The sequence below is a fragment of the Streptomyces sp. NPDC001514 genome (assembly GCF_053597075.1).
Genome location: NZ_JBSFHO010000018.1, coordinates 1 through 24122 on the forward strand (window position 1 = coordinate 1; position 24122 = coordinate 24122).

Annotated in this window: 25 protein-coding genes and 1 pseudogene; 15 read left to right on the forward strand and 11 right to left on the reverse strand. The window is 72.0% G+C overall.

Going from position 1 to position 24122, the window contains the following annotated elements; all coding sequences use genetic code 11:
- From ACWCXB_RS19890 to ACWCXB_RS19905, 4 genes and pseudogenes are all read left to right on the forward strand, one after another.
- A pseudogene (locus ACWCXB_RS19890) lies at positions 1-144 on the forward strand (IS481 family transposase); the annotation flags it as partial.
- 347 nt (positions 145-491) lie between these two features.
- Entirely contained in the window at positions 492-1661 is a 1170-nt protein-coding gene (tuf, locus tag ACWCXB_RS19895) for an elongation factor Tu (protein ID WP_450724590.1), read from the forward strand.
- A 76-nt stretch (positions 1662-1737) separates the two neighbouring features.
- Positions 1738-2622: a patatin-like phospholipase family protein gene (locus ACWCXB_RS19900; protein ID WP_450724592.1), complete on the forward strand. Its 885-nt coding sequence runs from the start codon at positions 1738-1740 to the stop codon at positions 2620-2622.
- A gap of 162 nt (positions 2623-2784) precedes the next feature.
- Positions 2785-3630: a spermidine synthase gene (locus tag ACWCXB_RS19905; protein WP_450724594.1), complete on the forward strand. Its 846-nt coding sequence runs from the start codon at positions 2785-2787 to the stop codon at positions 3628-3630.
- On the opposite strand, the gene ACWCXB_RS19910 is transcribed toward ACWCXB_RS19905, so the two are convergent.
- Entirely contained in the window at positions 3592-5001 is a 1410-nt protein-coding gene (locus ACWCXB_RS19910; protein ID WP_450724596.1) for an MFS transporter, read from the reverse strand. The genes ACWCXB_RS19905 and ACWCXB_RS19910 overlap by 39 nt on opposite strands.
- Before the next feature lie 60 nt (positions 5002-5061).
- Positions 5062-6108, reverse strand: a complete 1047-nt coding sequence (locus tag ACWCXB_RS19915; RefSeq protein ID WP_450724598.1) for a hypothetical protein — start codon at positions 6106-6108, stop codon at positions 5062-5064.
- A 107-nt stretch (positions 6109-6215) separates the two neighbouring features.
- On the opposite strand from ACWCXB_RS19915, the gene ACWCXB_RS19920 reads away from it, so the two are divergent.
- The 5 genes from ACWCXB_RS19920 to ACWCXB_RS19940 all read left to right on the forward strand — a co-directional run bounded on the left by ACWCXB_RS19920 (position 6216) and on the right by ACWCXB_RS19940 (position 8863).
- Complete coding sequence (locus tag ACWCXB_RS19920; RefSeq protein ID WP_450724862.1) at positions 6216-6653, forward strand: DUF4442 domain-containing protein; 438 nt, start codon at positions 6216-6218, stop codon at positions 6651-6653.
- A gap of 353 nt (positions 6654-7006) precedes the next feature.
- Positions 7007-7699 (forward strand): DedA family protein, encoded by a 693-nt coding sequence (locus ACWCXB_RS19925; RefSeq protein WP_450724600.1) that lies wholly within the window; start codon positions 7007-7009, stop codon positions 7697-7699.
- A gap of 85 nt (positions 7700-7784) precedes the next feature.
- Positions 7785-8321 (forward strand): gamma carbonic anhydrase family protein, encoded by a 537-nt coding sequence (locus ACWCXB_RS19930; RefSeq protein ID WP_450724601.1) that lies wholly within the window; start codon positions 7785-7787, stop codon positions 8319-8321.
- 98 nt (positions 8322-8419) lie between these two features.
- Entirely contained in the window at positions 8420-8587 is a 168-nt protein-coding gene (locus ACWCXB_RS19935; protein WP_450724603.1) for a hypothetical protein, read from the forward strand.
- Between the two features lie 102 nt (positions 8588-8689).
- The gene (locus tag ACWCXB_RS19940) at positions 8690-8863 is read left to right on the forward strand and encodes a CsbD family protein (protein WP_450724605.1); all 174 of its coding nucleotides are present in this window, start codon (positions 8690-8692) and stop codon (positions 8861-8863) included.
- Between the two features lie 121 nt (positions 8864-8984).
- Here the strand turns inward: ACWCXB_RS19940 and ACWCXB_RS19945 are convergent, their stop codons facing one another.
- Complete coding sequence (locus ACWCXB_RS19945; protein WP_450724607.1) at positions 8985-10211, reverse strand: FUSC family protein; 1227 nt, start codon at positions 10209-10211, stop codon at positions 8985-8987.
- Positions 10212-10316: 105 nt separating this feature from the next.
- Between ACWCXB_RS19945 and ACWCXB_RS19950 the strand changes: the two genes are divergently transcribed.
- Entirely contained in the window at positions 10317-11060 is a 744-nt protein-coding gene (locus ACWCXB_RS19950; RefSeq protein ID WP_450724609.1) for an acyltransferase, read from the forward strand.
- Between the two features lie 66 nt (positions 11061-11126).
- On the opposite strand, the gene ACWCXB_RS19955 is transcribed toward ACWCXB_RS19950, so the two are convergent.
- Complete coding sequence (locus tag ACWCXB_RS19955; RefSeq protein ID WP_450724611.1) at positions 11127-11999, reverse strand: EamA family transporter; 873 nt, start codon at positions 11997-11999, stop codon at positions 11127-11129.
- A 92-nt stretch (positions 12000-12091) separates the two neighbouring features.
- On the opposite strand from ACWCXB_RS19955, the gene ACWCXB_RS19960 reads away from it, so the two are divergent.
- Positions 12092-12664: a helix-turn-helix domain-containing protein gene (locus ACWCXB_RS19960; RefSeq protein WP_450724613.1), complete on the forward strand. Its 573-nt coding sequence runs from the start codon at positions 12092-12094 to the stop codon at positions 12662-12664.
- A 44-nt stretch (positions 12665-12708) separates the two neighbouring features.
- On the forward strand, positions 12709-13266 hold the full coding sequence (locus tag ACWCXB_RS19965) for a YbaK/EbsC family protein (RefSeq protein WP_450724615.1): 558 nt from the start codon (positions 12709-12711) through the stop codon (positions 13264-13266).
- Positions 13267-13363: 97 nt separating this feature from the next.
- Here the strand turns inward: ACWCXB_RS19965 and ACWCXB_RS19970 are convergent, their stop codons facing one another.
- From ACWCXB_RS19970 to ACWCXB_RS20000, 7 genes are all read right to left on the reverse strand, one after another.
- A complete protein-coding gene (locus ACWCXB_RS19970; RefSeq protein ID WP_450724617.1) occupies positions 13364-13771 on the reverse strand; it encodes a CoA-binding protein in 408 nt (135 codons plus the stop codon).
- A gap of 303 nt (positions 13772-14074) precedes the next feature.
- Positions 14075-15763 carry a bifunctional 3-(3-hydroxy-phenyl)propionate/3-hydroxycinnamic acid hydroxylase MhpA gene (gene mhpA, locus ACWCXB_RS19975; protein WP_450724618.1) on the reverse strand — a complete coding sequence of 563 codons (1689 nt, stop codon included), beginning with the start codon at positions 15761-15763 and terminating at the stop codon, positions 14075-14077.
- Positions 15760-16794, reverse strand: a complete 1035-nt coding sequence (locus tag ACWCXB_RS19980) for a VOC family protein (protein WP_450724864.1) — start codon at positions 16792-16794, stop codon at positions 15760-15762. Before ACWCXB_RS19980 ends, mhpA begins: the two co-directional genes overlap by 4 nt.
- The gene (locus ACWCXB_RS19985; protein ID WP_450724866.1) at positions 16694-17380 is read right to left on the reverse strand and encodes an aromatic-ring hydroxylase C-terminal domain-containing protein; all 687 of its coding nucleotides are present in this window, start codon (positions 17378-17380) and stop codon (positions 16694-16696) included. The genes ACWCXB_RS19980 and ACWCXB_RS19985 overlap by 101 nt, the downstream gene beginning before the upstream one ends.
- Before the next feature lie 305 nt (positions 17381-17685).
- Complete coding sequence (locus ACWCXB_RS19990) at positions 17686-18036, reverse strand: DoxX family protein (protein WP_450724620.1); 351 nt, start codon at positions 18034-18036, stop codon at positions 17686-17688.
- Positions 18037-18101: 65 nt separating this feature from the next.
- Complete coding sequence (locus tag ACWCXB_RS19995) at positions 18102-20024, reverse strand: acyl-CoA synthetase (protein ID WP_450724622.1); 1923 nt, start codon at positions 20022-20024, stop codon at positions 18102-18104.
- 94 nt (positions 20025-20118) lie between these two features.
- Positions 20119-21072, reverse strand: a complete 954-nt coding sequence (locus ACWCXB_RS20000) for a fumarylacetoacetate hydrolase family protein (protein WP_450724624.1) — start codon at positions 21070-21072, stop codon at positions 20119-20121.
- Positions 21073-21226: 154 nt separating this feature from the next.
- On the opposite strand from ACWCXB_RS20000, the gene ACWCXB_RS20005 reads away from it, so the two are divergent.
- The 3 genes from ACWCXB_RS20005 to ACWCXB_RS20015 all read left to right on the forward strand — a co-directional run bounded on the left by ACWCXB_RS20005 (position 21227) and on the right by ACWCXB_RS20015 (position 24112).
- Positions 21227-21886, forward strand: coding sequence for a TetR/AcrR family transcriptional regulator (locus ACWCXB_RS20005; protein ID WP_450724626.1), 660 nt, complete (start codon positions 21227-21229; stop codon positions 21884-21886).
- 195 nt (positions 21887-22081) lie between these two features.
- On the forward strand, positions 22082-22708 hold the full coding sequence (locus tag ACWCXB_RS20010; protein WP_450724628.1) for a YigZ family protein: 627 nt from the start codon (positions 22082-22084) through the stop codon (positions 22706-22708).
- Positions 22709-22948: 240 nt separating this feature from the next.
- Complete coding sequence (locus ACWCXB_RS20015; RefSeq protein WP_450724630.1) at positions 22949-24112, forward strand: exonuclease SbcCD subunit D; 1164 nt, start codon at positions 22949-22951, stop codon at positions 24110-24112.
- Positions 24113-24122 lie beyond the last annotated feature (10 nt).

A 24122-nucleotide genomic window follows, 5' to 3' on the forward strand; every position in this document is an offset into this window, starting at 1 on the left:
CTACGGCCCTACACCAGCAACACCGAGCGGTCCCAGGCCCTGGCAGACTTCCTCCACACCTACAACCACCACCGCTGCCACACCGCAATCGGAGGACAACCTCCGATCAGCCGCGTCAACAACGCTGCGGGTCAATACACCTAGGCCCTGTACGGGACTGCCCGTAAGGAAAACCGTTCGACGCGGGCTCCCCGCAGCAGCGATCATCGACGCATGTTCCGGTACGCCTTCCCCGCAGCGCCGTCCGCAGTCGCGGACGCGCCGAAGGCTGCCGATTTCGCTGCCACGGCCGTCGTCGCAGCCACAGCCGCAGCCGCAGCCGTAATCGCGGCTGCACCCGCAGCCGCTGCCGCGGCGCCCCTCGACGGCGCCCGAAGCTGACCCTTCCCGGACTGTCCGGCGGACCCCGTAGGGGGAGGGTCGGTACGGCCCAGGGGTCCCCCTCCATGTGGAGTTCATTCTTCGAGTTCCGGGAAGGAACTGCGTCAGCCATGCCCAAGACGGCATACGTGCGGACCAAGCCGCACCTCAACATCGGCACCATGGGCCACGTCGACCACGGCAAGACCACCCTCACCGCCGCCATCACCAAGGTCCTCAGCGAGCGCGGCACCGGCACGTTCGTGCCGTTCGACCGGATCGACCGGGCCCCGGAGGAGGCCGCGCGCGGCATCACCATCAACATCGCGCACGTCGAGTACGAGACCGACACCCGGCACTACGCGCACGTCGACATGCCCGGCCACGCCGACTACGTCAAGAACATGGTCACCGGCGCCGCGCAGCTCGACGGGGCGATCCTCGTCGTCTCCGCGCTCGACGGGATCATGCCGCAGACCGCCGAGCACGTCCTGCTGGCCCGTCAGGTCGGCGTCGACCACATCGTCGTCGCGCTCAACAAGGCCGACGCCGGCGACCCCGAGCTGACCGACCTGGTCGAGCTGGAGGTCCGCGAGCTGCTCACCGCGCACGGGTACGGCGGCGAGTCCGTGCCCGTCGTCCGGGTCTCCGGGCTCAAGGCCCTGGAGGGCGACCCGCGCTGGACGGCGGCGATCGAGGCGCTGCTGGACGCGGTCGACACGTATGTGCCGATGCCCGTGCGGTACACGGACGCGCCGTTCCTGCTCCCGGTGGAGAACGTGCTCACCATCACCGGGCGCGGCACCGTCGTCACCGGCGCCGTCGAGCGCGGCACCGTGCGCGTCGGCGACCAGGTGGCCGTGCTCGGTGCGGACGTCACGACCGTCGTCACCGGCCTGGAGACCTTCGGGAAGCCGATGGAGTCCGCCGAGGCGGGTGACAATGTGGCGCTGCTGCTGCGCGGAGTGCCCCGTGACGCGGTGCGCCGCGGGCATGTGGTCGCGGCGCCGGACAGCGTCACGCCGAGCCGCCGTTTCACCGCACGGGTGTACGTCCTGTCCGGTCGCGAGGGCGGCCGTACGACCCCGATCGGCACCGGATACCGGCCGCAGTTCTACATCCGGACCGCGGACGTCGTCGGGGACGTCGACCTCGGCGAGACGGCGGTCGCGCGCCCGGGCGACACGGTCACGATGACCGTGGAGCTCGGCCGCGACATGCCGCTGGAGCCCGGACTCGGGTTCGCGATCCGCGAGGGCGGCCGCACGGTCGGCGCCGGCACGGTGACCGAACTGGTTTGAGCCGCTCGGCTTTACCGGGTCCGCCTCCCGCCACATGCGGGGGGCGGACCCGCCTCGTACCCGCCACACTGCTGCCATGGCGGAAAAGGACGCGGACAAGGACGACGACGCGAAGAAGCACCGGACGGCACTGGTCCTCGGCGGCGGCGGGCTCGCCGGCATCGGCTGGGAGATCGGCATGCTGCACGGGCTCGCCCGTGTGGGCGCCGACCCGACCGGTGCCGATCTGATCGTCGGCACGTCGGCGGGCTCGGTCGTCGGCGCACAGCTCACCTCGGGCCGGCTGACGCTGCCGGAGCTGTACGACCGTCAGCTGACCGACCCCGACGGGGAGGTGCCCGCGGGCATGGGCGCGACCGTGCTCGCCCGCTACCTCTGGGGCGTCCTGCGGTCGCGCGACACCGAGGCGTACGGCGCCCGCATGGGCCGGCTCGCGCTGTCCACCCGTACCGAACCGGAGGAGGTGCGGCGCGCCGTCTTCGCCGAGCGGCTGCTCGCGCACGAATGGCCGCGGGCGCGGAGGCTGGTGGTCACGGCCGTGGACGCGATCACGGGCGAGTTCCGGGCGTTCGACCGCGAGAGCGGGGTGGGGCTCGTCGACGCGGTCGGCGCGAGCTGCGCCGTCCCCGGCGTCTGGCCGCCCGTCACCATCGACGGGCGGCGCTTCATCGACGGGGGAGTGCGCTCCTCCACCAACGCCGACCTGGCCCTCGGCTACGACACCGTCGTCATCGTCGCCCCCATCGCCGTCGGCGGCGGCCCGGTCGTCTCCGCCCGTACCCAGGCCGCCCTCCTCGCCGCCGCGGGGGCGAGGGTCGTCCTGATCACGCCGGACCGGGCCGCCCGCAAGGCGTTCGGGCGGAATGTGCTGGACCCTGCGCGCCGGGCGGGCTCCGCCCGCGCCGGTCTGGCCCAGGCGGAGGCACACGCAGACGAGGTCCGCGCCGTCTGGCCGCGCTGAGCCTGTTCGGCTCCGGGCGGCCCCGGTCGGTCCGGTGGTCCGGTGGTCCGGCCGACGTGGCCGCCCGCATCACGTGATCCGGTGTGTCCGTCCTCGAACCCCGGACGGGCTGCTCAGGGGCCCTGCCGAGGGGGAGAGACCGGCCGGGCGGACAATGGGCAGGTGAACGAGTCCATCCCCGTCGTCCGCGCCGTCGAACACGGCACCGCCAAGCTGATGCCCGACGTGGACCGGGAGCGGGCCTGGCTGCTGACCGTGAACGGGGCGCCGCAGTCGTACGTCGATCTGGACGAGCCCACGCACCTCGAGTTCGAGTACGCGCGCCGGCTGGCCCATGTCGTCGACTGCGTCGCCGACGAGGGAGCGCCTCTCGACGTCCTGCACCTCGGCGGTGGTGCGCTGACCCTGCCCCGGTATGTCGCGGCGACCAGGCCCGGCTCGCGGCAGGACGTCGTGGAGGCGGACCGGGGGCTGCTCGAGCTCGTCGCCGAGCACCTGCCGCTGCCGCCCGGCACCGGGATCGCCGTCCACGGCGCCGACGCCCGCGAGTGGCTCGAGCAGGCCCCGGCGGACTCGGCCGACGTTCTGATCGCCGATGTGTTCGGCGGGTCGCGGGTGCCCGCGCATCTCACCTCCCGTGAGTACGCACGGGCCGCGGAGCGCGTCCTGCGCCCCGGCGGGCTCTACGCCGCCAACCTCGCCGACGGCGCGCCCTTCGGCTTCCTCCGCTCCCAGTTGGCCACCTTCGCCGCGGAGTTCGAGGAACTGGCGCTCGTCGCCGAGCCCGCGATGCTGCGCGGACGCAGGTTCGGCAACGCCGTGCTCCTCGCGTCGCACACCGGGATCGACACGGTGGCGCTCGCGCGCCGCACCGCGTCCGACGCCTTCCCGGCCCGCGTCGAGCACGGCGAGGCCCTTCGACGCCTCATCGGGGATGCGCGGGCGGTACGGGACGAGGACGCCGTCGCGTCACCCGAGCCGCCTGACGGGGCCTTCGGTATCGGCTGAGACATGGGCTGAGACATGGGCTGAGACATGGGCTGAGACATGGGCCGAGACATCGGCCGGGACACGGGCCGCGACACCGGCCGCGACATCGGTCGAGAGCAGGGCTGCCGCCTCGTGCCCGGTCACCTGCTTGGTACGCCTCGTCAGATTCCGTACGTCGGGCACCAGCAGGACCAGCGCCGTCACCAGCACGATCAGCGCGGCGCAGCCCCACAGCGCCTGGTCCCGGCCGAACACGCTCTCCGCGGGCCCCGCCAGGGCCGTGGACAGCGGCAGCATCGCCGTCGAGCCGAACCAGTCGTACGCGGAGACCCGGGACAGCTTCTCCTCCGGGATCTCCTGATGCAGCGTGGTCATCCATGCGACGCCGAACACCTCGATCGCGACACCGCTGACGAACATCACCACGGCCAGCGGACCGATCGACAGCGGCACGGCGAGCCCCGCCGACGGCAGCGCGAGCGGAAAGACGCACAGGGTGCCCACGAGCAGCATCCGCCGCGGCTTCCACCGCATCATCAGCAGCGCCCCGCCCAGCGTGCCCACCCCGAACGCCGCCAGCGCCAGGCCCCACGGCCGGGCGCCGCCCAGCGACTCCTCGGCGACCAGCGGCCCGTAGACGGAATCGGCCGCGCCGACCACGGCGACCACCACCGAGAACTGGGCCACGATCGACCACAGCCAGGGCCTGCCGATGAACTCCTGCCAGCCGTCGCGCAGATCGGCGAGCAGGCCGCCGCCGGGAACACGCTCCGGTATGTGGCTGACGTCGAGGAACGCGCGTAGCGCGCCCGCCACCGCGAATGCCGCGGCATCGATCGCGAGCACCCAGCCCGGTCCGACCGCGGCGATCATGGCGCCGCCGAGCGCCGCGCCGCCGATGCCGGCCCCGTGCATCGCCATCCGGAAGAGCGCGAAGGCCCGGCTCGCCTGTTCGCCGTCGACGCTGGACATCAGCATGCCCTCGGCGGCCGGGTTGAAGAACGCCTGGCCGGTGCCGCACAGCGCGGTCAGCAGCATCATCTGCCACAGCTGCGGATCCCCGGCGAGCACCAGTGCGGCGAAGGCGGCCTGCGAGACACAGTTGAGGGCGTTGGCGGCCACCATCACCCGGTGCCGCGGCAGCCGGTCGGCGATCGCCCCGCCGATCAGCAGGAAGAGGACGAGCGGCAGGGTCCTGGCCGCCGCGACGAGCCCCACGTCGCCGCCGTCGCCGCCGGACTCCAGAACCGCGAACGCCGCCGCGATCAGGGCACCATGGGTGCCCAGATTGGTGACGATCGCGGCGGCGGTCAGCAGCGAGTAGTTGCGGCCGGCCCACTCGGGGCGGCGGATCCGGCGGTTCGGGGGAGCGGCGGCGGGATTGTTCACCCGTGGACTATCGCCGCCGCCGGCCCTGCTTGCCAAACCGGATTTCCCGCCGGACGGGATTTACGACGTGGGGACCTCGGCCAGTCGTACGGTGCTGAGGATCTGCTGGATCGTGGCGTCCGGGATCTCCTCCGGGACGCCCTCATTGGCGTAGAGGACCCAGGTCGCGAAGTCACCCTTGGCGTTCTTGAAGGAGAACGCGATCGACTTGCCGTCGGTGTCGCACTTGTCGTCCTTCTTCACGCCCAGCGCGGTGGCCGTCGCGACATGCCCGCTCAGACCGGACTTCGTCGTGTACGGCTTGGCCTTGGTGATCTTGACGAGGCTCTTCTGCTCCTGGGCGTAGGCGGCGAACACCCAGGTGCCCGCCTCCTGGTACGCCGCGTCCGCGGTGTCCTTGGCGCCCTGGCCGCCCTTGGTGCCGGTGCCGCCCAGACCGGAGTCCTCCATCTTCCCGTCCTTGTCGGAGTCGACGGAGCACCACTTGCTCTTGTAGAACGCCGGCGCCGACATCATGACCAGCGGCGAACCGTCACCCTTCTCGCGGTCCTCGAATCCGCTGCCGACGCCGGGACCCTCCACCTCCCAGTCCGCCGGAACGTCGAACTGCGTTCCGTGCTTGGGGTTGGTGACGACCTTCCAGCCGGCGATCGTCGGCTTGGCCGCGCTCGAGCCGTCCCGCGGGTTCTCGGTGGGGGAGGCGGGCTGCTCGGACGGAGTCACGGACGCGGTGGGCTTGCCGTCCGCCTGCGGTGTGTTCTTGTCGTCGTCCTTCAGCACCACGACGCCGGTGATGACCGCGGCGGCGACGACGGCCGTGGCGGCGACGACCGCGACGACGGCGGTCCTCTTCTTGTCCGAGGACGGGCCGGGGCCACCGGGCTGCGGCGGACCGGGCACGGAGTACTGCGGCACGGTCGGCTGCTGGTACGGGTTCGGCGGCTGCTGGTATCCGGGCTGCTGGGGGTAACCAGGCTGCTGGTACCCGGGCTGCTGCTGGTATCCCGGCTGCGCGTACGGATTCGGCTGCTGGTAACCCGGCTGCGCGTACGGGTTCTGGTCCTGCGGGTTCTGCTCGCCCCCGGGCGGCTGCTGTCCTGGCCACATGGCCAGTAACCATAGAGGTGTGGCGTGTTCACTGCCACGCCCGCCCCCATGGGGGTGGCCAAGCTCGTCTACTCGCGGGTAACATCCGCCGCATGAGCGCAGACCAGATGACCGTGGGCGAGATGCTCGCCGCCACGGTGCCCATGGCCAGGACCCTCAACCTGGAGTTCCTGGAGACCACCGCCGAGCGCGCCGTGGTCCGTATGCCGGACCAGCCCGACTACCACAACCACGTCGGCGGACCGCACGCCGGCGCGATGTTCACGCTCGCCGAATCCGCGAGCGGCGCGATCGTGCTCGCCGCCTTCGGCGACCAGCTGAGCCGCGCGGTGCCGCTCGCCGTCAAGGCCGAGATCGGCTACAAGAAGCTCGCCATGGGTGTCGTCACGGCCACCGCCACGCTCGGCCGCCCCGCCGCCGAGGTCGTCGCGGAGCTGGACGCGGGCGAGCGCCCCGAGTTCCCCGTCGACATCGCGATCACGCGCGCGGACGGCGCCGTGACGGGCGAGATGACCGTCGTCTGGACGCTGCGGCCCAACGCCTGAGCCCTCCGGCCCGGGCTGCGGCCCAACGCCTGAGCCCTCCGGCCCGGGCTGCGGCCCAACGCCTGAGCCCTCCGGCCCGGGCTGCCGGCCGGGTGTCTCCCCGTCGCCCATGCTCATCCTGGGCCCACGCCGGGGCTCACGCTCCGGTCTAGGTCCGTACACGATCCGTCGTACGACCCGTCCGCCGGCCCGCCGCGGCGCCCGCAGGGCACAGGGGCCGCGGCAGGCTGCTCGGCGGTCCGGGTGGTGCGAGCAGGTAGGCTGCCCGGCGTGCGCCTTTTGCCGCGCACGCCGGGCAGCTGGGCTCGACGACGACCACGGGCCAGAGCCGACGACAACGGGAGGAACCGGCTTTGCACGTCCAGGAATGGCTCGAGACGGTCCCCGCGGTCAGCATCTATGTCCTGGTGGGGGTGGTCATCGGCCTCGAGAGCCTCGGCATCCCGCTGCCGGGCGAGATCGTCCTCGTCAGTTCCGCGCTGCTCGCCTCCCAGCACGGCGACATCAACCCCTGGGTGCTCGGCGCCTGCGCCACGGCCGGCGCGATCATCGGCGACTCGATCGGTTACGCCATCGGGCGCAAGGGTGGCCGCCCGCTGCTGACCTGGCTCGGCGGGAAGTTCCCCAAGCACTTCAGCGAGGCCAACATCGCGATGGCCGAGCGGTCCTTCGAGAAGTGGGGCATGTGGGCCGTCTTCTTCGGCCGTTTCGTCGCGCTGCTGCGGATCTTCGCTGGACCGCTCGCCGGTGTCCTGCGCATGCCGTACTGGAAGTTCCTCATCGCCAACGTCTTCGGCGGAATCCTCTGGGCGGGCGGCACGACCGCTGTCATCTACACCGTCGGTGTGGTCGCCGAGGCCTGGCTCAAGCGCTTCTCCTGGCTGGGTCTCGTCGTCGCCGTACTGATCGGCCTCACCTCGATGCTCGTCCTCAAGAACCGCGCGAAGAAGGCGGCCGCTCGCGCCGGGAGCGCTGCGGCCGGCACCCCCGCGGACGGCGCCGACGAGACGTCGCCTACGGTGCACGCGGGCACGACGCAGAATTGACGTCGTGATGGCGCGATGACGTGGTGACGTGACGGCGCGATGACGTGGTGACGTGACGGCGTCATGACGTGATGAGGAGACGGCGATGGCAGAGCGCGAGCGGGCACTGATCTCCGGAGTGGGCGGAAAGGAACCGCAGATCGCTCCCGAGGCGTTCACCGCGCCCACGTCGGTCGTGATCGGCGATGTCACGATGGCGGCCGGGGCGAGCGTCTGGTACCACACCGTGCTGCGCGCCGACTGCGGCCCGATCGTCGTCGGCGCCGACAGCAACATCCAGGACAACTGCACCGTGCACGTGGACCCGGGCTTCCCGGTGACCGTCGGCGAGCGCGTGTCCGTCGGACACAACGCCGTGCTGCACGGCTGCACCGTCGAGGACGACGTCCTGGTGGGCATGGGTGCCACCGTCCTGAACGGCGCGCACATCGGCGCCGGCTCGCTCGTCGCCGCGCAGGCCCTCGTCCCGCAGGGCATGCGGGTTCCGCCGGGCTCCCTGGTCGCGGGCGTACCCGCCAAGGTCAGGCGCGAGCTGACCGTGGAGGAGCGGGAGGGCATCAAGCTCAATGCCGCCATGTACCTGGAGCTGGTGAAGGGCCACCGGGCGGCTCTCGAGGACTGACCGGCCGGCTGCCGCCGCCGCCCGCTGATTGGGCCGCGGGGCACGGGGTAGCCGCAGCGGGCGAGGGGATGAGAGGCGCGACCCGGAAAGGCCCAGCCATGACCACCCCGAAGGAACCGCCCCCTGACGGACCGGCGCCCGTGCCGAGCAGCCCCGATCCCGTGCCGCACGACCCGCAGCCGCCCGCACCGGCCCCGGAGCCCGACGAGGCGCCGCCTCCGGACCCGGATCCCGGCTCCCGGCCGCTGCCCGAACCACCCGACTGAGGAGGCCCCGCCTGGTCGCCCGGCGTCACCGATTGCGGACGCTGGGTGATGGGCGCAAGGTGGATACGCCAGTCCACCCCCCACAGTGAAGGGACCACCCTCATGGGTAAGGCAAAGGCCAAGGCGAAGCAGGCCAAGGGTCAGATGAAGGAAACCGCGGGCAAGGCCATGGGCGACAAGCGCATGCAGGCCGAGGGCCGTGGCGAGCAGCTGATGGGCAACGCCCAGGAGACCATGGAGAACGCCGCCGAACGGGTGAAGAAGTCCGGCCGGTGAGGCTCCCTGCCGCGCCGGTATGACCGAGGCGGCCGTGCCCGTGCACATCCACGGGTGCGGCCGCCTCGGCACGTCCGCCTCGTCCGCGCGTACACCTTGCGGCGCAGCGCCGACCGTACCGTCAGTCGGCTCCGCTCCCACCGCGCCGCACGCTTCCTCGCACCCTGCGCTTCAGGTCCTCGAGCCAGCGCCGGCCCGCAGGCTCCTCTCGGGAGTGCCGGTCGAGCTCCTCGATCAGCCGCTCGGAGCGCTTCTCGACGTCCAGCTCGTCCAGGATCCGGTCCGCCTCCGCGAGCAGTGCCCCGTGCAGCTGCCAGTGCTCGGGGTCCGTTCGGACACCGTCCAGCAGCAGCCGGGCGACCCGGTCCCGGCACTCGCGGCCCGTGGCCAGCTCCGTGGAGAGCCGCGACTCGGCCTCCTCGGCATTCGCCGAGACCTGCGTGGTGATCAGTTCGGCGAAGCTCCCGATCGCGTTGGACAGATGACCGAACAGCTCCTGGAGCTCGGAGGTCACGGGCGGCGGAAAGAACGTTCCGGAACTGCGGGTCTTGGCGAGGTCGGTGAGCGTACGGGCGGACACGCGAAGGATCACCGCGCAGATCTCCAGCGCGTCGAGGCCCGTGCGCAGCACGAGCCGGGAGAGCAGCGGCTCCTTGACCCGGGGATTGAGCCGCAGGCTGTCCTCCGCCTGCCGCAGGGCGGCGTCCACCTGCACGATGTCGTGGTCGAGGCGTCGGGCCTCGTGCAGCCGGGCGGCGGCCCGTTCCACGGGGGTGTGCTCACCGAGCTGACCGGAGACGTGCGCGAGCAGCTTCTGCATCCGCCCGGCGAGGTCGATGATCGCCGCGCTCGCGTCGCTCACCCACACGGGCGGCACGAACAGGAAGTTGAACAGCAGCCCCACGACCGCGCCGATCAGGGTCTCCAGGACCCGGTCCCACGCGGTCTCGGTCACCTGGGTCACGCCCAGCACGAGCATCGCGCTGATCGCCACCTCGGGCACATACTCGCCGACCTTGACGAAGCGGCCGATCACCAGCGACGCCAGGATCACCAGTCCGAGGCTCCACCAGCTCAGGCCCACCAGCGCGCTGAAGCCGATGGCGATGAGCACGCCCGCGACGACCGAGTTCACCCGGCGGATTCCGTTGGTGAGGGTCGAGTAGAGCGTGACCTGGACAACGAGGAGGGCGGTCAGCGGCGCTGTGAGCGGCGCGGGCTCGCTGCTCAGCTGGAGGGCGACGACGTACGAGATGACGGCCGCGGCGGTGGAGCGCACGGTCTGGACGACGGCCGGTTCCCGGTGACGCCGTACGAGGTCGCGCAGTGGTTCGGTGGCTTCGGACACCTTCTTCCCCTTCCCCGTCGCGACCGAGTGCGAAGCCCCGCTGTAGGGCGAACATCACAGCTCACCGCTCTGACCAGCGATGCCCCCGCCCACTACCGTGTCCGGGTGCCGAAGAACAGAAACACGTTCTCCTCGCTGACCGCCTGGCGGCGCCGTGCCGTCGCCCGAGCCGTCCACCGCGGCCGGCGCTGGCTGCAGGAGGCGGGCGCGGTCACCGCGGAGACGCCGGGAGAGCTCCGCTTCCGCAGGATCGGCACCGGCACCCGGCTCGCGTTTCCGCAGGGCACCGTGTTCGGCGAGGCGTGGATCGAGCTCGGTGACCACTGCATCATCGCCGAGCAGGTGACGCTGACCGCGGGCATGATGCCGGATCTCGACCTCGGGCCCGATCCGATCCTGACCCTCGGCAACGGTGTCGTCCTCGGGCGTGGCAGTCACGTCATCGCCGACACGACGGTGACCATCGGGTCGGACACGTACTGCGGCCCCTACGTCTACATCACCTCGACCAACCACAGTTACGACGACCCGCACCAGCCGGTCGGCAAGCAGTGGCCCCGGGCCGAGCCGGTCGAGATCGGCCCCGGCTGCTGGCTGGGCACGGGCGCGGTGATCCTGCCGGGCGCCCGCATCGGCCGCAATGTGGTCGTCGCGGCGGGTGCCGTCGTACGCGGTGAGGTGCCCGACCACGCGGTGGTTGCCGGGGCGCCCGCCAAGGTCGTACGCCGCTGGGATGCCGAGCAGGGCTGGCAGCCGCCGCTGCGGACGCCTGCGCCGGTGCCGATTCCGGAGGGCGTCACTCCGGAGGATCTGCGGGCGCTTGCCGCGCTGGAGCCGGACGAGAGCTGATCGGCCGAGGCCTGTCGGCTGCTCGCTGCCCAGCCGCCGGCCAGGGGCCGCCGGACGCGGGCGCGGTCAGCCGCTCGCCAGCAGCACCGTGCCGACCAGCGCCAGCCCGGCCCCCGCCGCCTGCACGGCCCGCAGCCGCTCCTTGAGGACTCCCCGCGCCGCCAGCGCCGTCACCACCGGATAGAGCGAGGCGAGGACGGCGGCAACGGTCACCGGGCCGTTCTGCGCGGCGATGGAGTACGTACCGTTCGCGGCGACGTCGGCCAGTCCGACGAACGCCAGGGCCGGCAGCGAGAGAAGGATGAGCCGCGGTCCGCCGTCGTCGGCCGACGGCAGCGCCCGGCCGCCCCGCCTCACCGAGACGAACAGCGCGGTGCCGCCCACCGCGACATTGGTGACCCGCTGCACGAACAGCGCCAGGAAGAGCCCGGTGAGCGTGGTCGAGGCCTCGGCGATCAGCGCCATCACGGACCCGAAGCCGAACGCCGCGAGCAGGGTCAGCAGGATCGCCTGCCGCTGCACCGGCGCCCCGCGCAACTCGGGTCCGCCGGCCAGCAGGACGCCGACCACGGCCACGCCGATGCCCGCGAACTGCAGCAGCCCGGGCCGGTCGCCCAGCAGCAGCCCCACCGAGACCGGCACGACGACGCCCAGCGAGCCGAGCGGCGACACCACGCCCATCGGGCCGAGGGCCAGCGCCTTGTAGAAGCTGAGCATGGCGACGGGGCCGACCACACCGGCCGCCACCGCGTACCAGAGCTGGGGGCCGGCCTCGCCGAAGCCGCCGGTCGCGACCACGATCGCGCCGAGCACGACCACCGCGATCGACTGGGACACGACGACCACGGTCAGCGCCGGCGTACGCCGCGTGAGCAGCCCGCCGCCGAAGTCGGCCAGCCCCCAGAGGAGACTGGTGGCCAGGGCGAACAGGGCAGTCATGGCGGCCTCGCAGTACAGTTCGGTGAACGATCGAGTGCACCACACCGTAGTGCAATCCATTGAACTCTACCATTCAAAATATTGGACGGAACGTGTCGGACCTGGACCAGCTCACGCAGTCGCTCGCCCGTAATCTCAAGCGCTGGCGCGGCGAGCGGGGCTTCACCCTCGACGCCCTCGCCGCCCGCTCAGGGGTCAGCCGCGGCATGATCATCCAGATCGAGCAGGCTCGCACGAACCCCAGCGTCGGCACGACCGTGAAGCTCGCCGACGCGCTCGGCGTCAGCATCACCACGCTCCTCGACTACGAGCAGGGCCCGCAGGTCCAGCTCGTACCGCCGGACCAGGCCGTCCGTATGTGGTCCACCCCTGCCGGGAGCTCCACCACGCTGCTCGTCGGCACCGAGGCGCGAGGCCCGATCGAGCTGTGGGCGTGGACGCTGATGCCCGGGGACGAGAGCGCATCCGATCCGCACCCCGACGGCACCGTCGAGCTGCTGCACGTCACCGCGGGCGAGCTCACGCTCGTCATCGAGGGGGAGTCCCACCGGGTTCCCGCCGGAACCTCGGCGACCTTCGAGGCGAACGTGCCGCACACCTACCGCAACAGCGGGACGGAGAAGGTCGAGATGACCATGGCCGTGTCCGTGCCGCCCGCTCGCTGAGACGTCCAATCGCGGGGCGCCCGACGGCTGTTAGCGTGACGGGTATGCGCGCACCCATCGGAGACTTCGACAACGCAAGGCCCGCCCCGGACTGCCTCGACGAGCTCACGCCGCCCGTCGCCGATGCGGTGCGCGGCTGGAGCGGAGACGTCCCGGCCGAGCAGCTGCTGTACGTCGACACCGACCCGCTGATCGCCGACACGGCGGCCTTCGTCGAGCACCACGGGGCCGACCTCCTCGACACCTCCGCGAACTGCGTCGTCGTGGCCGGCAAGCGCGGTGGCGAGTCGACCCTGGCCGCCTGCTTGGTCCTCTCGAAGACCCGCGTCGACGTCAACGGCGTCGTACGCAAGCAACTCGGCGCCCGCAAGGCGTCGTTCGCCTCGATGGACACGGCCACCGGCGAGACCGGCATGGAGTACGGAGGCATCACCCCGATCGGACTCCCGGCCGGCTGGCCGCTGCTCGTGGACTCCGCCGTGGTCGACACGGAATGGGTGCTGATCGGCAGCGGGCGGCGCCGCGGCAAGCTCATCGTGCCCGGAAAGGTCTTCGCCGGGCTGCCGGGCACGGTGATCCTGGAGGGGCTCGGCGTCGCCTGAGCCGCCGGCCGGGCGACACGTCCACGACGTCCACGGGACAGTTCCGTCGGGTGCGATTCCGTTCCGTATGGAGCTGGAAGCGTGAGCGCGGGCGTCGTCAGCCGAGCCGAGGGATCTCGATGGCAGGGCACCGATCCATGACCATCTCAAGGCCCGCAGCGCGGGTCTGCTCGTACGCCTCCTCGTTGACGACGCCGAGCTGGAACCAGACCGCCTTGGCGCCCTTGGCCACGGCTTCATCGGCGACCGCGCCGGCGAGCTCGCTGTTCACGAAAACGTCCACGACGTCAACGTCGAAGGGAATGGCATCGAGGGACGGATAGCCCAGTTCCCCGTGGACCTTCTCGGCCTTCGGGTGCACGGGGACGATCCGCTTGCCATAGCGCTGCAGGACCCTTGCGACTCCATATGCGGCGCGTCGCTCGTTCGAGGAGAGACCGACGATCGCCCATGTGTCGCCGAGCTCGTTGAGGATCTTGCGGACGGTGTCCGTCTCGCTGTGCACGCTGTGCCTCCCATGGGTCGTGTGTTCGCCGCAGAAGGGAACGATCGTCGGATGCGCGTCATTCCCCGGCGGGCGTGTGGGAAGTGACGGTCAAACCCCGTTCCCTGCGCAGGTGGGAGTCCCTGGCGGGGGACCCGTTCGAGTCCCCGGCAGGATGACGAGGTTCTCAAGGCGCTGGGCCGGCCCGACCGAGTGGGTGCACCGTTACCGTCGCACCCCTGGTGACCCCGGCCGGACGCGCGTTTGGCGCGCCCCTCAAGTCGCACTCGCTGGGCCACATTATGGGAGTTTTCTGCTCTCTGGTCAGTCGCAAGCCGCAACGGGAAACGGCCGGAGACCTCCGAGGAAATCCACCGCGGCATGGCCGTGGCCGCTCAGCAGTGGTGCCCAGGCCGCGGCGGCGGTCGCCAGGTCGTCTCCGCAGGCCCGGCCAGGTCGGGGCCGGGCCGCGGTGGCGAGGACGACCCGGTCGGGGCGGAGCAGGACGGCACCCGCGGTGCCCATCCAGTGGATCAGGGCGCCGGTGCCCGGATCGGCACGGTGCACGGAGCCGCCCGTGCTGGGCTGTTGTTGCCGGGGGTCGTGAAGTTGGACGACGCGGGCGTTCAGTGCTCGCACCAGCGCGTGCAAGGCCGGGCTGAGCGGCGCGTTGGCCAGGAGCGTGAAGTCTTCGCCGAGCAGGTCGTCCAGCAGACGGGGAGTGCCATCGGCGCCGGGGATCAGGGGCTGGGGGCACAGCGTCCCGGGGCGCGGATGGCCGAGCCGGCGTCGGGAGCCGACCAGGGGGCCCGGTCCCAGCGGCGGGCTGACGGCGGACAGTACGAGCTCGAAGGCGCCCGGCAGACGGGAGATGGCGGGCAGGACGGCTTTGCGGGCCAGTGCGGTGCCCGGTCCACCCCCGGTCATGACAGCGCCGACAGCCACGGCGGTGCGGATCAACTGCCGTGCGTGGCGGTGGCGTTCGGCCTGGTAGGTGTCGAGCAGGGCCTCGCTCGCGCGGCCGGTGAGGACACGGGCGAGCTTCCAGGCGAGGTTCTGGGCGTCGCGCATACCCGCGCCCATTCCTTGCCCGATGAAGGGCGGCGTGAGGTGGGCGGCGTCACCGAGCAGGAAGATGCGGCCCTTGTGCCAGCGGTCGGCGACCTGGGCGCGGAAGGTGTAGGACGCGGTGCGCAGGACGTGCAGTTCGTCCTCGGGGATGCCCGCTGTCCAGGGGGCGATCAGTGCGAGCAGACGCCTGCGGTCGGTGAGCTCCTCCGGCTGCTCGCCGGTGCGCAGACGGAACTCCCAGCGGTAGCGGTCCTCGCCGACGCGCATGTAGGTGGCCGCCCGCTGCGGGTCGCAGACCTGGTGGACGCCGTCCCACGCGGGCAACGGCAGGCGGCAGCGGATGTCGACGACCAGCCACTGCTGCGGAATGGCGAGCTCCCGCATCCGGGAGCCGATGCAGGTGCGGACCAGGCTGCCGGCACCGTCGCACCCCAGGACGGCATCGGCCAGGAGCGTGCGGGCGACGCCGGTGTCCTCGTCCCGGAAGGAGACCTCCACCTGAGCGCCACTGTGCGGGGGCGGAGTCACGGAGGTGACCTCGATGCCTCCACGGAGCGTCACCAGGGGATGCTTGGCGAGGTTGTCCCTGAGCAGCTGTTCGAGTTCGGGCTGGTCGAACATGTTGGCCTGGGGGAAGCCGTGCCGGCCGCACGGGTTGTCGCGCAGGAACTCGGCGAGCACCCGGTGGGAGCCGTCCAGCAGCCGCATGCCGCGGGCGGGGCGGGTGATCTCGCTGAACTTCTCATGGACGCCCACGGCTTGGAGGATGCGGTGCACCTCGTCGTCCAGGTGGACCGCGCGCGGCAGCGGATACGGGGCGCGGTGGCGCTCCACCACCAGCGTGGGCACGCCGTGGCGGGCCAGGAGGGTGGCGGCGGTCAGCCCGGTGGGCCCGGCACCGATCACCACGACGGGCACACGCTCAGGGGTGGTGGCGCTCACCGGCTCATGGCCTTCATCAGGCCCAGCAGACGGGCACGGTCGATCTCGTTGTCCTCCCGCAGCGCGTAGATCGCCTGCAGGAGCACCCCCGGCGAGGGGGTCGTGCCGAGGAAGTCCCGGGTGGCCGGCGGGCCCCACTGGGCCAGACCGGAGGCAGACATGGCGGCCCAGCCGGGTTCCAGCGTGTTGTCGAACACGTCGCCGTCGGCGAAGTGCTCCATCATGAAGCGGTCGGGGTCACGCCAGTAGTCGAAGATCTGGCTGCCCTGGATGTGCCGGCCGATGCCCCAGGAGTGGCGGTATCCGCGCTCGCGCAGATACTCGCCGCCGGCGGCCAGCACGTCGAGGTCGGCGACCTGATAGGCAGAGTGGACATAGCCCGTGTCGGGGCCCAGGTGCATGGCCAGGGTGTGGTGGTCGGCGGGCTCGCTGCCGCGATCGCAGCGGATGAAGGCCATGGTGGGGCCGCGGTCGCGCTGCCCGTCCAGGTAGAGGAAGTCGCTGACGATCAGGCCCAGGTGCTGCAGGTACCAGTCCAGGGCGCGCAGGAGGACCCGGCTGGACAACACGACGTGGCCCAGACGCTGCACCTGGGAGGGTTTCCGGGGCGGACGCTGGGTGGCGTTGAGTCGGGCGGCCGCGGTGGCGGTGCCCGTGTTGAGGACCAGCGGCTGGTGCAACGGCTGTGCGGGCTGCTCGGCGACGCCGTGGACGACGCGGACCGGGATGCCGGACGGGTCGAGCAGGTCCACGGCGCGGCCTGCGCCGTACTCGGTGAGGGTGCGGACCTTGTGGCCGGTGGCGCGGGCCAGCCGGTCCAGGTCAGCGGCGTCGGCGGCCTGAAAGACGGGGCCGATGAACCGGGAGGCGGGGCCGCGGCGGATCACAAGGCAGTGGGTGCCGGCCATGGCGCCGCGCAGGTAGAGGGCGTCATCGGTCCGGGCGGCGGTGGTCAGGCCGAAGTCGTGGGCGAAGGTCTCGGCGCGGTCCAGGTCGGGCTTGGTGAACTCCAGCCAGGCCAGGTCGACCACCTTGATGACGGGCTGGGCCGCGCGGCCGAGGTGTTCCCCGCGCAGGGCGCCCTGTTCGCTGTGCAGGCCCTGGTGGGCGTCGGCCGCGGGGGTGGGGGTGGGAATCGGATCGTTCATGGCGTGTCCCTTCGGGCGGCTCCCCCGCGACGGCGGTGTGCGGCACTGTCGCGAGATCCATGAGGCGAGTACGGGGTGGAAGGGGGCGGGGCGCGGCTCCGCCGACCGTGGCGACGGTCGGCGGGACCGGTTGCACCAGCGGTGGGTGAATTCCCCTACCGTGCGAGCAGGGTGTCGAGTGCGGTGGTCGATCGGCGACCGGGTCGGTGGCCGCGCCGTGGGCGCGCCAGCCGATGAAGCGGTCCGGGCGCACCAGGACGGCGCCTTGCGGGGTGTGCCGGCGTGCGGCGGCCCAGGTGGAGCGCAGGTCGCGGTAGTCGCCGTCGAGGTGGCCGAGACGGATGGCGTCGAGCGGCAGCCCGCTCTGGGCGGCGATCTTCTCGGCGGCTTCGCACCAGGCCTGGCCGTCCTCTCCGGCGATCAGCAGGAAGGCGAGGTCCGCGCCCAACTCGTTGACCTGCCGGGCCATGGCAGCCGCCTTGGCACCGTCACCCAGCCAGGTGCCGGGGGTGGACAGGGACAGCACTGCGGTTTCGATGGCGTAATGGCGTAGGTGTCCATGAGGGCGATGGCGTGCTGGGGGCTCCACTGCGGCAGTTCGCGACCGCCGGGAGCGTGGATGCCCTTCGACTTCAGCCACCGGGTGTAGGCCGGGGGCAGCAGATGCTGGTGGACGTCGATGCGGCTCATGGTGGTGCCCTCCCGGTGCCCAGCCGGCGGCCGGGCGGTCACGGCCGCGCGTGCTGACGGCGCCGGCCACGGGGTGTGGGCCTGCTAGCCGCCGGCCAGCAGGACGAGATGGGCTGCGGCCAGGGCGCCCACGAAGGCGGCCGGCAGACAGCGGGCGGCCGGGTCGCCGCTGCGCAGGTGTACGACCACGGCTCCGGCCATGAGCAGGACCAGGCCCACTGAGGCGGCGGCACCGAGCGCGGTGATCCGCAGGCCGGCCAGCAGCCCGGCCGCGGCCGCCACCTCGAGAGCGCCCAGCAGGCGGTAGTGGGTGGTGGTCATGCCGACGTGGGCCGCGGCCTGGCGCATCGCGGGGACCGCCGCGAGCTTGGCCGACCCCAGCAGGAGGAAGACCGTGGCGAGGATGACGGCCAGGACGATGGTGGTGGTGCTCATGGAGCTTCTTTCTTTGCGGAGGGGATGGCTCACTGCCGTCCGGAAGCGGGTCGCTGCGGCCCGGGTCAGGTGACGGGCTGGGCGGCGTACTGCCAGTCGAGGACGTACCGGTCGAGGGCTGCGGTGACCCTGTGCCGTACCGCCTCGTCGGCAGGGGCGGGCACCGTGACGCGGACACTGCCGTCGTGCGGCCGGCACACGATCCGTTCCGGGTCGCAGTGGGCGCCCTGGGCGGCCAGTTCGGCGTGGACCGCGCGGCGGGTGGCGTCCAGGCGCAGGCCGATCTTGTAGGGCTTGCCGACGGCGGTGAGCGGGATGGCGTCGATCACGAGTACCTCCCGCGGGGCGGCGGCGCGCTCGCCGACCCTTTCGGTGGCCCAGGTGAGCAGCTCGGCGGGGTCGGCCTCGGCGCCGGGGCTGAGGGTGACGTAGGCGACGGGCACCTCGCCGGCGTGCGGGTCGGGGCGGCCGACCGCCGCGGCGGCGGTGACCTCGGGGTGGGCGAGGAGGACGTCCTCGATCCCGGCGGGGTCGATGTTGTGGCCCCCGCGGATGATCAGGTCCTTGGCGCGGCCGGCGAGATGGAGGAAGCCGTCGGCGTCGATGCGGGCCAGGTCGCCCGTGTCCAGCCAGCCGTCGCGGACCTTCCCGCCGGTCTCCAGCCGTGGCCCGTGGGCGGTGTGCTCGGCGACGTAGCCGGCGAAGACGGTGGGGCCGCTGACGGCGAGCACCCCGGTGGCGCCCGGCGGCAGGTCGTGCCATTCGCCGGTGTCCGGGTCGATGCGCACGGTCTTGAGCTGCTGATAGGGCAGGCGCCGGCCGACGCTGCCGGGCCGGGTGTGCCCGGGCAGGCCGAGCGCGGAGGCGCAGGTCGCCTCGGTCAGCCCGTAGCCCTCGCACAGCGGGATGCCGGTGTGCTTCTCGAAGGCCTGCCGTACGGCGGGCGGCAGCGGGGAGGCGCCGACGGCGGCGAACCGCATGCCGGAGATGTCCGCGTCGACGGGGATGCCGGCGAGGACGGAGTACACGGTGGGCACCGCCGACATCGCGGCGATGCGGTAGTGCTCCACCAGCTTCCAGAACACCGGGAACAGGTCGGGGTCGCGGTAGCCCAGCGGCCCGGCCCACACCACCTGCTGGCCGCGCAGCAGCGGGCCGAGCAGGGTGACGATCAGGGCGTTGACGTGGAACAACGGCAGCGCGGCGAACATGACCGAGTCCTCGTCGAGGGGGATGCTCGCGGCCACCATCCAGGCGTCGACGACTTCGTTGGTGTGTGTGTGCGCGGCGAGCTTGGGGGTCCCGGTGGTGCCGCCGGTGTGGAAGTAGGCGGCCAGGTCGTCGGCGGCCGGGGGCTCGATGTCCACCAGCTTGTCGGCGGGATGGGAGGCGGCCAGCTCCGCGAGGTAGCCCACGCGTACGCCATCGACGGGTTCCAGAGCGGGAGCGGGGCCGTCGGCCATGGTGGGCGCCAGGGCCAGCAGCGAGTCCAGGCGCAGGGAGGCGGCGACCTGCCGGGCCGTGGCCCACACCTGCGCATCCAGCTGCGGACCGGCGGCTATGAGCACACGCGCGCCGCCGCGCCGCAACAGCTGCTCGACGTGCTCGGACGCCAGGCCCGGGTTCACCGGGGCGGCGATGCCCGCGGCCTGGGCGGCCAGCAGGGCGGCGGGCAGCTCCGCGGTGTTCGGCGCGAGCAGGCCCACGCCGGCGCGGCGGGTGACGCCGAGCGAGCGCAGCAGGTTGGCGGTGCGATGCACCTGGTCGCACAGCTGCGCGAAGGTCACGGTGGCGGGGTGCAGGAAACGCGCGGCATCGGACAGCACCGTCAGGGCCGGGCGGTCGGGCCACAGGCGGGCGGCGCGGAGCAGTGCGTCGTAGGTGGTGGCGGGCAGGCCACGCTCGTGCAGCGGGACGGCCTCGATGGCGGTCAGGTCCGCGGGGCTGTCGCAGGCGGGCCACAGCAGGTCGGTGGGTGTAAGTGTCACCGGTGCGCCTTTGCAGGGTGAGGGATGGGGTCAAGTGGCCGGCCCGGTACGGGATGCCGGGCCGGCCGGTCCCGGGCGGGGGTCCCGGGAGTCGTCAGCGGGCGCGCACCACCGTGCGCTGCTCGCCGAGGTCGAGTACGCCGTCGTCGGTCGCGATGCGGACCGTGACGACGTCGCCGTCCTTGAGGTAGTCGGGATTCGCCTGTTGGCGGGCGAAGAACTTCTGCCAGCGCTTGTGCGGGGGCAGCAGGGCGGCAAGCGTGGCCAGGAGCTTCCCCGGGGATTTCAGCGCGGTGCCGCCGGGTGTTCCGGTGAGCAGGACGTCACCGGGGTTCAGGGTCTGGAAGCGGGCCAGCAGGGTGAGTGCCCGGGCGGGCCGGACGATCATGTCGGTGGTGGTGCGGTCCTGCCGGGTGGCCCCGTTGACCTTCAGCGTCAGCCGCAGGTCCAGCAGGCGGGCCAGGTCGTCGGCGTCGACCAGGAGCAGCCGGGGGCCGAGGGGGGTGAAGGTCGGGTACGACTTGGACTCGTAGAACTGCGTCTTGGGCAGCTGCAGGTCGCGGGCGCTGACGTCGTCGGCGACGACCAGCGCAGCGACGTATTTCGCAAGGGTGGAGTCGGTGACCTCGGTGCCGACCGGCAGGTCGGCACCTATCACCAGCCCGAGCTCGACCTCGTAGTCCAGGAAGCGCACGTGCGGCGGACGCACGATGTCCTGGTAGGGGCCGCTGACGGACCCGGAGGCCTTGCGGAAGAAGGCGGGCGGGACGGTGTCCGGGTCGAATCCGGAGTCCACCGCGTGGGAACGGTAGTTGACCATCTGCGCCACCACCCGGCAGGGGCTGGTGACGGGGGACAGCAGCTCTGCATCTCCCGCGGACAGCCCAGCATCGGGGTCTGCCGCGGCGCGGGCGGCCGCCTCCTGCACGGCGGAGCGGGCGGCAAGCAGGGCGGCGGTGGTGTCCGCATCGGTGTCGACGCGGTGCAGCCGTCCTGTGCTGCTCTCCACCCACCAGCCGTCTGCGGTGCGGACGACCTGGATACTCATCGGCTCTCCTGAGTACTGGGCAGCGTCGACCGGGACCGCTCCCGCGAGCAATCTCGGTCAGAGTGATGAGAGCATCAGTTACGAGCGAGCAATCGTCAATAGGCGTCAGTGCTGATGTAATACTCAGTACTGATCAAATGGGTAAGGTGTGGGGATGAGTACCGACGGACGGGGCAGGGCCAACAGCCAGACGCCCAACCGCCTGGACCGGCGCAAGGCGCGCACCCGATCCGCGCTGGTCGCGGCCGCGCAGAGGCTCCTCGCCGAGCAGGGGCGGTCCGATGTGAGCATCCAGGAGATCACCGAGGCGGCGGACGTCGGCTTCGGCTCCTTCTACAACCACTTCACCAGCAAGGACGAGTTGTTCGACGCCGCCGTCGCGCTCACCCTGGATGAACACGGGGCACTTCTGGACTCCGTCGTAGGAGACCTGAAGGACCCGGCAGAGGTTTTCTCCGCCAGCGTCCGCCTGACCGGCCGCCTGCAGCGCACCCACCCGCAGATGGCCAGGATTTTCGTGCGCACGGGTATGCCCTACCTGACCTCCGAGACCGGCCTGGCCCCCCAGGCGATGCGGGACCTGCAGGCCGCCGCCGACAGCGGACGGCTGGACATCGACGACCCCCGTACCGCCGTCGCCATGGTCGGCGGCGCCCTGCTCGGGGTGCTGTACCTCCTGGAGACCCGCCCCGACCTCGACGCCGAGCGCGTCACCGATCAACTGGCCGCCCGCCTGCTGCGTATGTTCGGCCTTCCCCGCTCAGAAGCACAGGAGATCGCCACCCGGCCCCTGCCGGCCCTGCCTGCCGCCTGACCTGCGCAACCCCTTCGGCCCGTCCCGGGAGAGGCGACGAACGCGACGTGATCATCACGTCGGTGGGTCACGGTCCCGACCAGGACGGGAAATTCTCCCGGAACTTCGGTCCCATGAACCGAGCGGACGGTTGGCGGCGGCTCAACGTGGCCGTGACCTGCGCACCATGCCCGTCCGGCCGCATAGGGTGGCGGGATGCAGGAGCAGTACCGGACGGTCGCCCGTGAGGGCGTGCACGAGACCGAGATCAACCGATCGCGCTTCATCTGCGCGCTCGCGCCCGCCGCGACCGAGCAGGAGGCGCAGGACTTCGTCGCACGCATCCGCAAGGAGCACCCGACCGCGACCCACAACTGCTTCGCGTACGTCATCGGCGCCGACGCCGCGGTCCAGAAGGCGAGCGACGACGGCGAACCGGGTGGCACGGCCGGAGTGCCGATGCTGCAGATGCTGATGCGCCGTGAGGTCCGCTATGTCGTGGCCGTCGTCACGCGCTATTACGGCGGCGTCAAGCTCGGCGCGGGTGGACTCATCCGCGCCTACGGAGGCGCTGTCGGCGAGGCGCTCGACGCGCTCGGCACCCTTACACGCCGGCGCTTCCGGCTGGCCACGGTGACCGTGGACCACCAGCGGGCGGGCAAGCTGGAGAACGATCTGCGCGCGACCGGGCGGTCGGTGCGGGACGTGCGGTACGGCGAGGCCGTGACGATCGAGATCGGGCTGCCGGATGCCGACGTCGAGGCCTTCCGTGCGTGGCTCGCCGACACGACTGCGGGGACGGCGGAGCTGGAGCTCGGCGGCGAGGCCTACGGCGAGGCCTGAGGCCCGCCCCGCGATCGGCACCCCGCGCGGCTGGAGCACACGGCGTGCTGATGGCCTGCCGCCGCACCCCGCGGGACACCCGGCGGGGTCTCGCGTCCGACCCGGGTGAAAAAGTGAGGTCCGTGGGGGACCAGGTGCCTGGCGGCGATAGCGTGGTCGGTGCTTGTGGCGAGGCTCCGTGTCGGGCGGGTGCTGGTTCTGGGGGCGGAGAAAGGTGAACATGCAGGTCGGAGCCGTCTTGTGAGAATTCTGCACACGTCGGACTGGCACCTGGGACGGTCGTTCCACCGGGTGAGCCTGCTCGACGCCCAGGCCGTGTTCCTCGACCACTTGGTGGAGACGGTGCGCACGCACGACGTGGACGCGGTGCTGGTGGCAGGGGACGTGTACGACAGGGCCGTGCCTCCGCTGGCCGCCGTGGAGCTGTTCGACGACGCGCTGCACAGGCTCGCCGACGTGGGCGTGCCGACGGTGATGATCTCCGGGAACCATGACTCGGCGCGCCGCCTCGGCGTGGGGGCCGGACTGATCGAGCGCGCGGGAATCCATCTGCGGACCGACCCGGCGGGCTGCGGCACCCCCGTGGTGCTCACCGACGCGCACGGCGACATCGCCTTGTACGGACTGCCGTATCTGGAGCCCGCCCTGGTGCGGGACGAGTTCCGGACGGCGACGGCCGGGCACGAGGCCGTGCTCGGTGCCGCGATGGAGCGGGTACGGGCCGATCTTGCGGGGCGCGCCCCGGGCACCCGGTCCATCGTCCTCGCGCACGCGTTCGTCGTCGGCGGGGAGCCCAGCGACAGCGAGCGGGACATCACCGTCGGCGGCGTCGCCGCCGTGCCCGCGGGAGTCTTCGACGGCGTCGACTACGTGGCCCTCGGCCATCTGCACGGCTGCCAGACCATCAACGAGCGCGTGCGGTACGCGGGTTCGCCCCTCGCCTACTCCTTCTCCGAGGCCGGCCACCACAAGAGCATGTGGCTCGTCGACCTCGGGCCGGGCGGGGAGATCGAGGCGGAGCGGCTGGACTGCCCGGTGCCGCGCCCGCTCGCCCGTGTCCAGGGACGGCTCGAGGACCTTCTGGCGGACCCCGCGCTGGAGCGCCACGAGCAGTCCTGGGTCGAGGCGACGCTCACCGACCCCGTGCGCCCGGACGAGCCGATGGCCCGGCTCACCGAGCGGTTCCCGCACACCCTGAGCCTGGTCTTCGCACCCGAGCGGCCCGACGAGGACCCGCTCGCCTCGTACGCGGAGCGGTTGCGCGACCGCGACGACCACCAGATCGCGGAGGACTTCGTGGCGCACGTACGGGGCGGGGCAGGCCCCGACGAGCGGGAGCGCGCCGTGCTGCGCGGCGCCTTCGACGACGTCCGCGTGGACGCGGCGGTGCGCGATGGCGAGTGAGCCGAAGGGG